At 64.4% G+C, this 14,368-nt stretch carries 13 protein-coding genes; 7 read left to right on the forward strand and 6 right to left on the reverse strand.

Features of this window, described 5'->3' with window-relative positions:
* Positions 1–13: 13 nt before the first annotated feature.
* The 4 genes from ruvB to KIO76_RS05145 are packed head-to-tail and all read right to left on the reverse strand — an operon-like array spanning position 14 to position 2,988.
* Positions 14–1,051, reverse strand: a complete 1,038-nt coding sequence (gene ruvB, locus KIO76_RS05130) for a Holliday junction branch migration DNA helicase RuvB (protein ID WP_213321775.1) — start codon at positions 1,049–1,051, stop codon at positions 14–16.
* Entirely contained in the window at positions 1,048–1,665 is a 618-nt protein-coding gene (gene ruvA / locus KIO76_RS05135; RefSeq protein ID WP_213321776.1) for a Holliday junction branch migration protein RuvA, read from the reverse strand. Before ruvA ends, ruvB begins: the two co-directional genes overlap by 4 nt.
* Positions 1,662–2,183 carry a crossover junction endodeoxyribonuclease RuvC gene (gene ruvC / locus KIO76_RS05140; protein ID WP_249729494.1) on the reverse strand — a complete coding sequence of 174 codons (522 nt, stop codon included), beginning with the start codon at positions 2,181–2,183 and terminating at the stop codon, positions 1,662–1,664. Before ruvC ends, ruvA begins: the two co-directional genes overlap by 4 nt.
* Before the next feature lie 55 nt (positions 2,184–2,238).
* A complete protein-coding gene (locus tag KIO76_RS05145) occupies positions 2,239–2,988 on the reverse strand; it encodes a YebC/PmpR family DNA-binding transcriptional regulator (RefSeq protein ID WP_213321777.1) in 750 nt (249 codons plus the stop codon).
* Between the two features lie 244 nt (positions 2,989–3,232).
* Here KIO76_RS05145 and KIO76_RS05150 point away from each other — a divergent pair, with 244 nt between their 5' ends.
* The 5 genes from KIO76_RS05150 to KIO76_RS05170 all read left to right on the forward strand — a co-directional run bounded on the left by KIO76_RS05150 (position 3,233) and on the right by KIO76_RS05170 (position 9,638).
* Positions 3,233–4,741, forward strand: coding sequence for an MFS transporter (locus tag KIO76_RS05150; RefSeq protein WP_213321778.1), 1,509 nt, complete (start codon positions 3,233–3,235; stop codon positions 4,739–4,741).
* A 105-nt stretch (positions 4,742–4,846) separates the two neighbouring features.
* The gene (locus KIO76_RS05155; protein ID WP_213321779.1) at positions 4,847–4,987 is read left to right on the forward strand and encodes a hypothetical protein; all 141 of its coding nucleotides are present in this window, start codon (positions 4,847–4,849) and stop codon (positions 4,985–4,987) included.
* Positions 4,987–6,222 (forward strand): efflux RND transporter periplasmic adaptor subunit, encoded by a 1,236-nt coding sequence (locus KIO76_RS05160; protein WP_213321780.1) that lies wholly within the window; start codon positions 4,987–4,989, stop codon positions 6,220–6,222. The genes KIO76_RS05155 and KIO76_RS05160 overlap by 1 nt, the downstream gene beginning before the upstream one ends.
* A gap of 12 nt (positions 6,223–6,234) precedes the next feature.
* Entirely contained in the window at positions 6,235–8,238 is a 2,004-nt protein-coding gene (locus KIO76_RS05165) for a MacB family efflux pump subunit (protein ID WP_249729495.1), read from the forward strand.
* Positions 8,235–9,638, forward strand: coding sequence for an efflux transporter outer membrane subunit (locus tag KIO76_RS05170; RefSeq protein WP_213321781.1), 1,404 nt, complete (start codon positions 8,235–8,237; stop codon positions 9,636–9,638). Before KIO76_RS05165 ends, KIO76_RS05170 begins: the two co-directional genes overlap by 4 nt.
* A 103-nt stretch (positions 9,639–9,741) precedes the next feature.
* On the opposite strand, the gene KIO76_RS05175 is transcribed toward KIO76_RS05170, so the two are convergent.
* Positions 9,742–10,683: a cell wall hydrolase gene (locus tag KIO76_RS05175; RefSeq protein WP_213321782.1), complete on the reverse strand. Its 942-nt coding sequence runs from the start codon at positions 10,681–10,683 to the stop codon at positions 9,742–9,744.
* A 342-nt stretch (positions 10,684–11,025) separates the two neighbouring features.
* Between KIO76_RS05175 and KIO76_RS05180 the strand changes: the two genes are divergently transcribed.
* Positions 11,026–12,624 (forward strand): PAS domain-containing hybrid sensor histidine kinase/response regulator family protein, encoded by a 1,599-nt coding sequence (locus KIO76_RS05180; RefSeq protein ID WP_291975697.1) that lies wholly within the window; start codon positions 11,026–11,028, stop codon positions 12,622–12,624.
* Between the two features lie 29 nt (positions 12,625–12,653).
* Here KIO76_RS05180 and KIO76_RS05185 read toward each other — a convergent pair whose 3' ends face one another.
* Entirely contained in the window at positions 12,654–13,394 is a 741-nt protein-coding gene (locus KIO76_RS05185; protein WP_283771411.1) for a response regulator, read from the reverse strand.
* A 134-nt stretch (positions 13,395–13,528) separates the two neighbouring features.
* On the opposite strand from KIO76_RS05185, the gene KIO76_RS05190 reads away from it, so the two are divergent.
* A complete protein-coding gene (locus KIO76_RS05190; protein ID WP_213321783.1) occupies positions 13,529–14,299 on the forward strand; it encodes a helix-turn-helix domain-containing protein in 771 nt (256 codons plus the stop codon).
* Positions 14,300–14,368 lie beyond the last annotated feature (69 nt).

Genomic DNA, 14,368 nt, shown 5'->3' on the forward strand with positions numbered 1-14,368 from the left:
GCCGTCGACAGGCTCAATCGCCTTCGTCGAACAGCGGCATCTGTGGCGCCTCGCGCGTCGGCTCGGCAAGGCCGAGATGGCGGAAAGCGTGTGGCGTGAGCATGCGCCCGCGCGGCGTGCGCTGGACAAAGCCCTTCTGGATCAGGAAGGGCTCGATGATCTCCTCGATGGCGTCCCGCGGCTCCGATAGCGCCGCCGCGATCGTCTCGATCCCGACCGGCCCGCCACCGAACGATGTCGCGATCATCGTGAGATAGCGCCGGTCCATGAGGTCAAGGCCGACCCCGTCCACATCCAGCAGCCCCAGCGCCTTGTCGGCGACACTCCGGGTGACCGTCGCATTGCCGCCGACGATCGCGAAATCACGCACGCGGCGCAGGAGACGCCCGGCGATGCGCGGCGTGCCGCGCGCGCGGCGGGCGATTTCATTGGCACCGTCCTCGCTCATGCCGATGCCGAGCACGCGCGCCCCGCGCGTCACGATGAGCTCCAGCTCTTCCACCGTATAGAACTGCAGGCGAATGGGGATGCCGAAGCGATCGCGCAGGGGCGTCGTCAGGAGTCCCTGGCGGGTTGTCGCGCCGACGAGGGTGAATTTCGGCAGGTCGATCTTGACCGAGCGCGCCGCGGGCCCCTCGCCGATGATGAGATCGAGCTGGTAGTCCTCCATCGCCGGATAGAGAATTTCCTCGACCGCCGGGTTGAGACGATGGATCTCATCGATGAAGAGCACGTCCCGCTCTTCCAGATTGGTGAGCTGCGCGGCGAGATCTCCGGCCTTGGCGATCACTGGCCCCGAGGTCGAGCGGAAATTGACGCCGAGCTCCCGCGCGACGATCTGCGCCAGCGTCGTCTTGCCGAGGCCGGGCGGCCCCACGAACAGCACATGGTCGAGCGCATCACCACGCGTCTTGGCCGCTTCGATGAAGACGCCAAGATTCGCACGCGCCGCCGCCTGGCCGATGAATTCACCAAGCGCGAGCGGACGCAGTGACATCTCCTGATCGTCATCGCGCTTCTCGGCGGTCACGAGGCGTGAAGGGGTATTCATCGCGCCAGTTCCTTAAGGCCGAGCCGGATCAAGGTCGCCGCCGGCGCATCTTCCCCACCCTGCCGCATGGCCGCCGCGATGGCCGCCGCCGCCTGCGGTTGGCCATAGCCGAGATTGACAAGCGCCGAGATGGCATCCGCCGCGGGCTGCGGGGCGTGCCGATCCTCGACGGCGCCGGCGAGATTCGCAACGATCGGATCGACGACGCCGAAAGCCGGCGCCTTGTCCTTCAGCTCGGCGACGAGACGGGCGGCGAGCTTCGGGCCGACGCCCGGGGCGCGCGCGACTGCTGCCTTGTCAGCCATGGCGATGGCGGTTGCAAGCGCGCCGGGATCAAGGACCGACAGGATGGCGAGTGCCACCTTCGCGCCGACGCCCTGGACCGTCTGCAGAATGCGAAACCACTCGCGCTCCGCGTCGGAGCGGAAACCGTAGAGGCGGATCATGTCCTCGCGGACATGGGTTTCGATGGCGAGCGTCGCGGCCTCCCCCGCCTGCGGCAGATTTTGAAGGGTGCGCGTCGAGCAATGCACGACATAGCCCACGCCGCCCACATCGAGGATCACGAAATCCTCGCCGTAGGAATCGACGAGCCCCTTCAATTTACCGATCACGATACGCTCTCCAGAACCCGTCGCGCCAAAGCCCGGGCCTGCCTGTGCTGGGCGTGGGTGATAGCCACGGCGAGGGCATCCGCCGCGTCTGCCGTCTTGGGCGTTGCCTTCGGCAGAAGCACGCGCACCATCGCTCCCACCTGCGCCTTCTCGGCATGGCCGACGCCAACGACCGTCTTCTTCACGAGGTTGCTTGCGTATTCGGCGACGGAGAGGTCGGCGAGCGCCGGGACAAGCAGTGCGATCGCGCGGGCATGTCCGAGCTTCAGCGTCGCTTGCGCGTCCTTGTTGACGAAGGTCTCCTCAACGGCGACCTCGTGCGGCCCATGACGCTCCAGGACCTCGGTTAGACCGACATGGAGTTCCCGCAATCGTTCCGCGAGGCTGAGCTTGCCGTTGGACTCCACGCAGCCGCAGGCGACGAAGGACAGCCGCGACCCTTCCGCCGCCACGACACCCCAGCCCGTCCGGCGCAGGCCGGGATCAATACCGAGGATTCGAATCGGATGGATCACCATGCCTGCAGCCTAGCGGAAACAAAATGAGAACACACCAGGCCGCAGGCGAGAATGCTCAGGAATCCGCGAGCTTGGCGAGAAAAGCGTCCGAGAATTCAAAGTTGCCGTAAACGTTCTGCACGTCGTCGTGGTCCTCGAGCGTCTCCATCAGACGCATGAGCTTCTCGGCGGTCTCGTCGTCCACGGCCACCGGTGTCTGCGGCTTCCAGATGAGCTTGGACTTGCGCGGCTCGCCGAAATGCCCTTCGAGCACCTTGGAGACTTCGGCCAGCGCGCCCTGCTCGCAATAGACCTCATGGCCATCTTCGCTGGACGCTACGTCGTCGGCGCCGGCATCGACGGCGGCCTCGAGCATCGCATCGGCGGAAGCGACACCCGCGTCGAACTCGATCAGCCCCACGCGGTCGAACATGAAGGCCACCGCGCCGGTCTCGGCGAGATTGCCTCCGGCCTTACCGAAATAGGAACGGACATCGGACGCGGTCCGATTGCGGTTGTCCGTCATCGCCTCGACGATGAGCGCCGCGCCGCCGGGCCCATAGCCCTCATAGCGGATTTCCTCGTAGTTCTCGCCATCCCCGCCGGAGGCCTTCTTGATCGCGCGCTCGATGTTGTCCTTCGGCATGTTCTCAGCACGCGCGGCCAGGATGGCGGCGCGCAGGCGTGGATTCATATTGGGGTCGGGCATGCCGAGCTTGGCCGACACGGTGATTTCGCGAGCGAGCTTGGAGAAGAGCTTGGAGCGGACGGCATCCTGTTTGCCCTTCCGGTGCATGATATTCTTGAACTGTGAATGTCCGGCCATGGTCTGCTCCGGCTGGCGGATCGGCTCACAGCGCAAGGGCCGCAAACGGCGATCCAGAACGAATGAAGGAAATGTGGCGCCTTATAGGCTGGAGAATCCGGAAAATAAAGGCAGGAGCCGCGCATTCCTGAAAAGGGGTGAAGCCATGCGCAATGAGCGCTTGTGGCAGAATGCGCAAAACGATAGAGGCGCAGTGGTGTTTTAGTGGCTTCGTGAGACTGCGGCCGCACGCCATGGACCAGGAATGACGCTTTCCAGCGACAAAGCGGCCAAGGACGATCAGCGCTCCAAGGACTGCCGGAATACCGAGGGGACCGATGCGGGAACGTCTCCAGCCGTAGACGTGGGAGATGGGCCTGCGCCGACCGCAGATGACGCGGCGCTTGCCGAAACCCCGCGCAAGCCGGCCGCGGGCGAGGAAGGCCTGCCGCGCACCGCGCGCAACCTCGCTTCTGTTGCGATAGCTGCCGCGGTCTCTCTGTCTGTGATTGACGGCACCGCGGTCAATATCGCGCTGCCCCACATGGCCCGCGACCTCAATGTGCCTGCCGCACAAGCCATCTGGCTCGTCAACATCTACCAGCTCGCGGTGACCATCGCCCTGTTACCCCTCTCAGCCCTGGGTGACAGCCACGGCTACAAGCGGGTTTATTGCGTGGGTCTCACGGTTTTCACGCTCGCGTCGGTGCTTTGCGCCGCGGCGCCATCCTTCGAAGTGCTGCTGGCGGGCCGTGCCATCCAGGGTCTCGGCGCGGCCGGCGTCATGAGCGTGAATTTCGCTTTGGTGCGGTTCATCTATCCGCCGCATTTGCTTGGTGTCGGCGCCGGGCGGATGGCTGTGATCGTCGCTCTGTCCATTGCCTCGGGACCAACCATCGGCGCCTCAATCCTTTCCGTAGCCTCGTGGCACTGGCTGTTCCTCCTGAACGTTCCCATCGGCCTTTTCGCGCTTGTGGCATCGCTGCGCTACCTGCCGCTCACCCCTCGGTCGGGACGCCCCTTCGATGCGACCAGCACCTTGCTCTATGCCGTGGTGATCGGCCTGTTCATACGGGGTGTCAGCACCGTAGGCGGTGCGGCGGACCGGACTTTGCCGATTGCGGAGCTCGCCGTGTCCGCCATCGTGGGTGTGTTCTTCGTGCGCCGGCAGCTCAAGCTCCCGCTGCCCCTTCTGCCGATCGATCTGCTGAAACGGCCAATATTCAGCCTGTCGATTCTGACCTCGATCTCATCCTTTGCCACCCAGGCCATGACTTTCCTGGCGCTTGCCTTCTATCTCCAGGACAGCCTCGGCTGGCCCGTGATCCAGGCGGGGTTTGTGATGACTGCCTGGCCTGTGGCGGTCGCGTGTACGGCCCCCCTCGCTGGCCGCCTCGCCGACCGTTATCCCCCGCCCTATGTTTCCTCGGCGGGCTTGGTGCTCATGACGATCGGCATCGCTCTCCTCGCGATGCTGCCCGACGCGGCCACCAGGATCGATATTCTCTGGCGGCTGGCCTTCGCAGGCGTGGGCTTTGGCCTCTTCCAGACACCGAATAACATCACGATGCTCATGGGCGTTCCACGGGCCCGTAGCGGCAGCGCCAGCGGAATGCAGTCCTCGGCGCGCCTTGTCGGCCAGACCCTTGGCGTGGCCGCCGCCGCTGCCGTCTTCGGACTGCTTGGCCACCAAGCCCCCACCGCCATGCTGACCCTTGCCGCCTGCACCTCCGGCCTCGCTGCGATCTTAGGCGCCATTCGCACGAGAGCCTGACCTCACGGACGCTCAGGCGATCGTGATCACGCCTCCCGACGGCGCGCCACAGTTGCGCAATACTCAAGGTTTACAAAAATTTAATGCGGTTTCGGCGGGATGGATATGGCTGCCGCTATTGATCTGCCTAAAGATATCACCGATCAGAAGATCTGGGCCACGCACAGCGGGTTTGAGGCAGCGAACGCTTTGATCAAGCTTCGGGATGTTCCGGCAGATGTGACAGACGGCGGAGCCAAGCCCTGATGGCCGAGAGCACCAATCCGCCGGCGGACAACGAGGTGCGGCCCATGCCAGCCACACGACGCCGACGCTCGCGCTGGCGCCTCGTGCTCGCCGCCGTCACCGTGCTAGCCGCGGGAGCCGGGGCCATGGGCTACATGCGTGCCGCCTCGGAAACCGAGACGCGGGCAGAACCTGTAACGGCGGTGGCGACGCGCGGTGATATCGAGGATGCTGTATCCGCTCTCGGCAACATTCAGCCGCGGGACTATGTGGATGTGGGCGCCCAGGTGTCGGGCCAGCTCAAGCAGATCCACGTTGTCGTGGGCCAGGAAGTGCCCAACAATTTCCTGCTGGCCGAGATTGATCCTGTCGTGCTTGTCGCGCGGGTGGAGGGTGGACGGGCCCAGCTCGCGAGCCTGAAGGCTCAGCTCGTCGATCGGCAGGCGCAGGCAACCCTTGCCCGCCAGGTCTTTGAACGGCAGGGCAGGCTGCGCCGCGACAAGGCGACGAGCGAAGAGGCCTACGAGAGCGCCGATGCAGCGGCGCGCTCAGCCGAGGCACAGGTCGATATGCTGAAAGCCCAGATCAGCCAGGTCGAATCGACCATTCGCGGGGATGAGGCTACGCTCGGCTACACCAAGATCTTCGCGCCCATGGCCGGAACGGTGGTTTCGCTGACCGCGCGCAAGGGCCAGACGCTGAACACCAATCAGCAGGCGCCGATCATCCTGCGCATCGCCGACCTGTCGACCATGACGATCTGGACCCAGGTCTCGGAAGCGGATGTGTCGCGGCTCAAGCTCGGCATGAAAGCCTATTTCAATACGCTCGGCATGCCGCAGCGGCGCTGGACGGGCACGCTTCGGCAGATCATGCCGACGCCCGAAGTCGTCAACAACGTGGTGCTCTATACCGCGCTGTTCGATGTCGCCAATCCCAAGCAGGAATTGATGACGCAGATGACGGCGCAGGTCTATTTCGTGGTGGCGGAGGCCCATGATGTCGTCTCTGTACCGTTTTCTGCGGTGAAACGAAGCGGTCGCGAGCGGAAAGCGACCGTCGATGTCGTCCGTGATGATGGCTCGATCGAGACCCGGCCCGTGGAGGTCGGCGTGACCAATCGTGTGTTGGCCGAAATCCGCGCCGGTATTGAACCCGGCGAGCGTGTGGTGATCGGCAACCGCACCGACGACGCCCGCACCGCGCAGGGCGGCCGCCCCGGCGGCCCTCCGGGCCTGCCCCGCATGCGCTTCTGACGCGGCCGCGCCATGAACGCCGAGCCTGATCCTCGCCAATCTCTCACGAAGCCGAAGGTGGCCATCCAGCCGCTCATCGAACTCGACGGCATCACCAAGGTCTACGTGACTGAGGGCGGCGTGCGCGCCGAAGCGCTGAAGGGGGTCTCGCTCACCATCTATCCCGGCGAATTTGTCGCCATTGTCGGATCCTCCGGCTCCGGCAAATCAAGCCTGATGAACATTCTCGGCTGTCTCGACAGGCCGACCTCAGGTCGTTACCGCTTCGCCGGGCGCGACGTCGAAGATCTCTCGCGCGACGAACTCGCGCAGCTCCGGCGGCACGAATTCGGCTTCGTCTTTCAGAGCTACAACCTCATCGCAAACGCGACTGCCGTGGAGAACGTCGAGATCCCGGCCATCTACGCGGGCCGGCCCGCTAGCGAGCGCCACGAGGCTGCAGAGAGCATCCTGACCAGCCTCGGGCTTGGCGAGCGATTGACGCATTTGCCGAACCAGCTCTCCGGAGGTCAGCAGCAACGCGTCTCGATTGCCCGCGCGCTGATGAATGACGGCCGCGTCATTCTCGCCGACGAGCCGACCGGCGCACTCGACAGCAAGAGCGGTCAGCAGCTGCTCGACCTTATGAAGCGCCTTTCGGACGAGGGGCGCACCATCATCCTGATCACCCACGACCGCAATGTCGCCGCGCAGACCCGTCGCGTGGTCGAGATCCAGGATGGACGCATCCTGTCCGACACGGGCAATGATCTAAGCCATCTCGACCGCACGGTGTCCCACGGGCTGCCGGCCCATCCGGCACCGGCGAACCGCCACCCCGCCGGCCAAATGGCCGAGGCGGCCAAGATGGCGATGCGGGCCCTGGGGACCAATCCGTTTCGCACACTGCTGACGCTGCTCGGAATCATGATCGGCGTCGCCTCCGTCATCGCCATGCTTGCCGTTGGAGAGGGAGCCAAGCGGAACGTGCTCGACCGCGTTTCGGCCATGGGCAGCAACCTTCTGCTGGTCCGGCCCGGCGCGCCGAACCAACGCTTCTCAGCAGGTGGCTCGGTCACCAGCCTCATCCCCGCGGACGCGGAGGCCATCGCAAAACAGGAGAATGTGGTCGTCGCCGTGCCAGAGATCTCGTCCTCAGTGACAGTGCGCGGCGGCCGCGTCGACTACAGCACCCTCGCCACGGGGACGACCTCCGGTTATCCCGTCGCCCAGCGCTGGGATATCGCGCATGGCACCTTTTTCACACCCGAGGATGCGGAAAGCTACGCTGCGGTAGTGGTTCTCGGCACGACTGTCGCGAATATCCTTTTCCCTGACGGGGAGGAGCCACTCGGGCGGTTCATCATCATCAACAATGTCCCATTCCAGGTCATCGGCGTGCTGGCCCCCAAGGGAGCGAATGCGGGCGGACGGGATATGGACGATGTGATGATCGTTCCGATTACCACCGGCAGCCTCCGGATTTTTGGTCGACGCCATGTTCAATCGATCACCGTCGCCGTCGCGGATACGAGCCGGATCGATCAAAGCGAGGCGGACGTGCGGGCTCTCCTCACGGATCGGCACGGCAAGGAAGATTTCCAGATCCGCAACATGGCGTCGCTGATCGAAACGGTGTCGGCCACGGCGAATACGATGACGGTGCTGCTCGGCTCCATCGCGGCCATCTCCCTCCTTGTCGGCGGCATCGGCGTCATGAACGTCATGCTGATGAGCGTCACCGAGCGCACCCGTGAGATCGGCATCCGCATGGCGACCGGCGCCGCAACTCGCGACATATTGAGCCAGTTCATGACGGAGGCCTTCGTCATATCAGCCTGCGGAGGCATCGCAGGTATCGCACTGGGCTTCTTCGCCGCGTGGGTCACAACTCTCACCGGCATGACGGTGCAGCTCAGCGCGGGCCCGGTTCTCCTTGCTTTCGGCTGCGCGGTCAGCACGGGCTTCCTTTTTGGTCTCGCTCCTGCGATCAAGGCCTCCCGCCTTGATCCCGTCGTCGCGCTCGCCAACGAATGAAGCTCAAGTCAATCATCGGCTATGGCTGCAGCGCGGCCCTGATGACCTCGATCGCGGGATGCGTAGGCACGCCCGCTGAGAGGCCGGTGATGTCCGAACCGCGCGGCTGGAGCGCACCGCTCGCCACCAATGCGCCGACCTGGCCGGCGCCGGGATGGTGGAGCGGGTTCGGCAGCAGGGAGCTCGACAAGGTCGTCATCACGGCCCATGCCAACAACACTGATATCGCCATCGCGGCGGCGAGAATCTTGCAAGCTGAGGCGCGCACCCGCGTGGTCGGAGCCGCGCTGTTCCCGAGCATCGGTTTCGATGCTGACGCGGCCTTGCGCGGCAATGCCGGCAACAGCAACGTCACCCGCTCTTACGGGGCCGGCGTCGGCGGCAGCTACGAGGTGGACCTTTGGGGGCGGCTTCGAGCGAACGAAGCGGCGGCTGAGGCCACGCTGCGGGCAAGCACGGCGGACCAAAGCACGGTCGCGCTGAGCATCACGGCCGATGTCGTGAACAATTACCTGACCGTGCTTTCCCTACGCGACAGGTTGCGCATTGCTCACTCGAACCTCACCAACGCCCGCAGCGTGCTCAGCACCATAGAGGCGCGCGTCCGCGCCGGTGCGGGAACAGATCTTGACCTGGCGCAGCAACGGGCCGTGATCGCCGGCCAAGAGGCCACGCTGCCACAGCTGGAACGGCAGGAATTCGAGGCCCGTTCGGCCTTGGCGGTCCTCCTGGACCAACCGCTCGATACATTCACCGTCGCTGGGAACTCGCTGTCCGGCATTCGCGCGCCGCAGGTCAAACCGGGGCTGCCCTCCGAGCTTCTGACGCGCCGCCCCGATATCAAGGCGGCAGAAGAGCGCCTGGCCGCAGCCGGCGCCGATGTCCAGGCAGCGCGCGCCGCCTTCTTCCCCACGATCAATCTGACTGGCACCACAAATCTTGCCAGCACCGCGCTGACATCCCTGTTCAGTGGTGGAGCCTTCGGCTACGGCCTCGCCGCCGGGCTTGTGCAGCCGATCTTCGATGGCGGACGGCTGATCGGCCAAAGGGATCTCGCGCTCGCCAGCCAGCAGGAGCTTATCGCGAGCTATCGCGCAGTCCTCGCTTCCGCCTTCGCCGATGTCAGCGTCGCGCTCAAGGCGGTCGAGACCCTGAACAGGCAGGCCGTTTTCGTCGCCGAACAGCAGCGCCAAGCCCAGATTGCGTTCCGGCTCGCCGACGCGCGCTATCGCGCCGGCGCAACAGATCTCATCACGCTGCTCGACGCGCAACGCACCCTGTTTCAGGCGGAAGATCAGATGGCGGTGATGAATCTTCAGCGCCTGCAGGCCAGTGTCGGGCTGTTTCGAGCGCTGGGCGGCGGCTGGCAAGCCACTCCGGCCAGGACAGCGAGCCGTTAAACGAGTGCCACCGGCGTCTCGGTCATGCCGGTTGACTGATTCGGCCCAACGCAAAAGAGCCACCCGTTGGGTGGCTCCGCCGTTTATCCGAACATCCGGAGGATCAATAGATCGGGCCGAGACCCGCATTGACATGCGACGTTGCCTCGATGAGCTCCGTCAGATTGCGCGGCGCACGCGCCGGAGGAGCAGCCATCGTCGAACGGCTCGGCGGCAGCGGCATCATAGAAGCCACGACGACCGGCTTCGGCTGGTAGACGGGCTTGGGTTGCGTCGCAGTACGCAGCACCGGCGTCCTCGCAGGCTCCTGCTCCACCACCGCCTGCACGACCGCTGCGGCCGGCTGTGTCTCAGGCTGGGCTCGCGCCACCGCGGGTGCGGGCGCGGCGTCCTGCGCCGGCGCATAGCTCGCGACAACGGTGCGCGCTTCGGTCGACCGTTCTGGTTGATCCGCCGAGGCGGTCGCGAAGCTCGGGACGTTACGCGTGGCGGGACGCGCATCCGCGACCATGATGACGGGCGAGGCGGTCTCGATCGGCGCGACCGGTATGGTCGGCTTGCGGCTGCGCTTCTCGTAGAAGGCATTACCCCCGGCAACGACCGTGTAATGCATGTTGTTGTAGGGGAACTTCAAGCCGGCCGTGTGGAAGTACATGACCTTCTTGTCGACGCCCTTGTGGCGCTTGCCGGAGAGAATCGCGTCCGCCACCTTGAGCGCGCGCTCGCGGGAAGCCCCTTCCTTCATCGGCTTGGAAAGAACGCCTTGGGCGAACTGTCGCGGTGCACCGACCACGCCGCATATGGAATTCTGGAACTGTCGCGACTCGACGCGGTTCATTACCACGGAGCCAACGGCCAGCATGCCGTCTTCACTCGAACGATTGGATTCGAAATACATGGCGCGTGCGAGGCATTCCCGGCTGCTGCCAGAGAATGTGCGTGCATCGGAGACCGTTCCACGAGAAGCGCTGCAAGCACCGAGCGTCAGTGACACAAGCAGCAAGGCCAAGCCCATCGAGATCTTCGCGAAGCTGCGTTCGTTCATGCCGCTGTATCCAATGCCGGAGCTCCCTGACGCCACAGATGACCGCACTATAACGGTGGCGTCCGGTTCGTCCATCAACCGCCGCGTGTTTTTTTGCGGCAACATGACGAGAAAACTTCCAAAAAGTTACCAAAACTTTAATGGATTCAAGCCTCATCGCGTCAGACTGCCGCAGGCAAGCTCTGGTGCGATCAGACGTTTTTCTGCAATAGACCTGTGTTGCGCTTACTGCCCCAGAGTGAAAATCGGTCCAGGGGGTTTGACATCGCGCAAGGAAGGGCGCGGAAAGCGCGCTAAATTTGCATTCCATGGGACCATTCCTGGACTAGGGACGAAGCCGGCGTGACCGCAAGTGCCACCAAGACGAGCGCGGCCTTTCAGGAGCCTCGCGCGGACAAGCGCGACACCGAAAGCGTGCTGCGCGAACGGGAAGCACGGCTACGCTCCATCCTGGAGACCGCCCCGGAAGCGCTCGTCACGATCGACGAGCGTGGCCTCATCGAATCATTCAGCAAGTCCGCCGAGATCCTGTTTGGTTACGGTGCCGACGAAGTCGTCGGGCGCAACGTCAGCATGCTCATGCCGGCCCCACACCGCGCCGCCCATGATGGCTATCTCAGCCGCTATCTCGCGACAGGCGAAAAACGCATCATCGGGATCGGCCGCACCGTCGAGGGCTTGCGCAAGGACGGCTCGACATTCCCGATGGAACTCGCCGTTGGCGAGGCTGTGGCCAATGGCCGGCGTCTGTTCACAGGCTTCATCCGCGACCTCACCTCTCGCCATCGCATGGAGCAGGAACTGCGCCATGCCCAGAAGATGGAAGCCATCGGGCAGCTCACCGGCGGCATCGCCCACGACTTCAACAATCTCCTGACAGTCATCCTCGGCAATCTCGAGATGCTCGAGCGTCGGCTGCAGCCCGACCCCCTCAAGCACACTCTGGTCCGCGAGGCCCAGGAGGCTGCCCAGCTCGGCGCGCAGTTGACGGAACGCCTGCTCGCCTTCGGGCGCAGGCACCCTCTTGATCCCAAGCTGGTCGACATCAGCAGGCTCGTCAGCGAATTCGCCGGACTGTTGCGGCGCACGTTGGGCGAGACCGTGCAGGTGCGCATGGTCGTGGATGAACATAATCTGCAGGCCGTCGTCGATGCATCGCAATTGCAGAACGCCCTGCTCAATCTCGGCATTAATGCGCGGGATGCCATGCCCGACGGTGGCCGGCTGACGATCGAGGTCAGCCGCGCCGAACTGGACAGCAGCTATAGCGAAATCTATCCGGACGTGACCGCCGGCCACTACGTGCTGATTGCGGTGACAGATGGGGGTTCCGGCATGAGTTCCGAGGTGCGGGACCGCGCCTTCGAGCCGTTCTTCACGACCAAGGAGGTCGGTGCCGGTACAGGATTGGGCCTCAGCCAAGTCTATGGCTTCGTCAAGCAGTCCGGCGGCCATGTCCAGCTCTACAGCGAACCAGGCCATGGCACGACTGTCCGGCTGTTCCTGCCGGTCGTCGTTCAGGACCGGGCGGGCGATGCGGCTTCATCAACGGACACCCCGACCCTGTTACCGCGCGCAAAGGGCGAGACAATTCTGGTCGTGGAGGACGACCCGCGCGTGCGCCGCGTCACTGTCAGCCGCCTGCGCGATCTCGGCTATCACGTGCTGGAAGCCGAGAACGGCCCGCTCGCCCTCGAGATGTTTCAGCGGCACGAAGATGTCGCTCTCGTCTTTACGGACATGGTGATGCCAGGCGGCATGACCGGTGGCGATCTTGCGACGGCGGTACAAGCGCTACGCCCAGCCATCAAGCTCCTGCTCACGTCGGGCTATGCCGAACCGGACCTTGTCATGCGGCATCCGGCATCGACCGCCCAATGGCTGATGAAGCCCTATACGACGGCGACCCTGGCCAGAAAGCTTCGCAGCGTGCTCGATTGAGCGCTCGCACAAATAGAGTGTCAGGACGATCAGCTCCGGGCGACCGCACCTGTGAAGACATAGCCGACGCCACGCACGGACTTGATCAGCGAGGGACTGCTGGGATCGATGTCGAGCTTGCGGCGCAAGCGCCCCACTTGCGCGTCAATGGTACGATCGAAAGCTTCCCAATGACGTCCGCGGGTCAGATCCATGAGCCGATCGCGATCGAGCACGCGCCCGGCGTTGCTGACGAAAACCGCAAGCAGATCGAACTCGCCGGTGGTCAACGCGACGTCGTCACCGGTGGGCGCCGTCAGTTGCCGGCGATCCAGGTTGAGCAGCCATCCGTCGAAGCGTACGGTCTGCTCCGCTGAGGAAGCGGCTTGGCCGGACGGCCGGGCGCTCGGCTGCAGGCGCCTGAGCACGCTTTTGACCCGCGCGTGAACCTCGCGCAGATGAAAGGGCTTGGCGATATAATCGTCAGCACCGACTTCCAGGCCGACAACCCGGTCGATCATATCGCTGCGCCCCGTCAGCATGATGATGCCGATGTCCGGGCGGGCACGGATCTCCTTCGCGAGGGTGAAACCGTCGTCGCCCGGCATCATGAGGTCGAGCAAGACGAGATCGATATGCTCGCGCTCAAGAGCGGCGCGCATGGCTGGCCCGCCGTCGGCCAAGGAGACCTTGAAACCCTCGCCGTCGAAATAGCGATGGAGCATGTCCCGGATGCGAACTTCGTCGTCCACCACGAGGATATGCGCTGTTCCTTTGTGGTCGTCGCTCAAACCCGCTCCAAACGCCAGCTTCACCTTCACCAATTACAAACTGTTACACAATCGCGCAGATTGTTGCGATAGTTCTGACACGCGCGTCACACGGTCGGGCTTTTCTCATTGTCGTACCTCCACAGGAGAGCGCCATGGAGACTCTGACCACCGCCTTGACGGCCGCCCCCGTCTTTCCATTTCCCGCCCGGCAGCCCGCTCTGGGCGCGTGCGAGGCCTATGCGACGCGAGCCGGACAGGAGGGGGCAAGCCTCGACGCACTTTTCCGCAATGCCGCGCTCGAGTCGTTCGATGCTGGTCAAACCGTGTTCTGGGAGGGCGACGGCGCCGGCGATGTCTTCACTGTTGTAGAAGGCCTTCTGCGGCTCTACCGGTCCCTGCCCGACGGGCGCCGTGCGATCACGGGTTTTGCCTGTGCGGGCGAGATCGTCGGCATCGCCTTCTCGCGCCGCTATCCCTGCAGCGCCGAGGCTGTTGCCGAGATCAAGCTCCGCCGTGTGTCACGTCGGAGCTTCTACACCGCCGCCGACGAGATCCCGCGCCTTCACTCGGACGCGCTCGCGACCATCGCGAAGGAGTTGGCCCGAGCCCAGGACCAGATCGTGCTGCTCGGTCGCAAAACAGCGGATGAGCGCGTAGCGAGCTTCATTCTCGCCATGGCCGAGCGCATCGGTCACTCGCCGCGGGAAATCGACCTGCCGATGAGCCGCCTCGACATGGCCGACTACCTTGGCCTGACCATCGAGACGGTGAGTCGCGTCCTCACGCGCATGCAGCGTGACGGGTTGATTTCCTTCCGCGGCCGTTACCACCTGATCATCGAGCGTCCACGCTGCCTGCGTGAGCTCGGCGGCGGGGCCGACGAGGCGCGGGACGACGATCTCCCGCTGGCGTGCACCGGTTAGAAGCCGGTCAAAGAAAGCGATACCGTTGATGTACGCCGCCCGTTCCGGGCGGCGTTCTCATTGGCGGCT

The sequence above is a fragment of the Chelatococcus sp. YT9 genome, assembly GCF_018398315.1.
Lineage (GTDB): Bacteria > Pseudomonadota > Alphaproteobacteria > Rhizobiales > Beijerinckiaceae > Chelatococcus.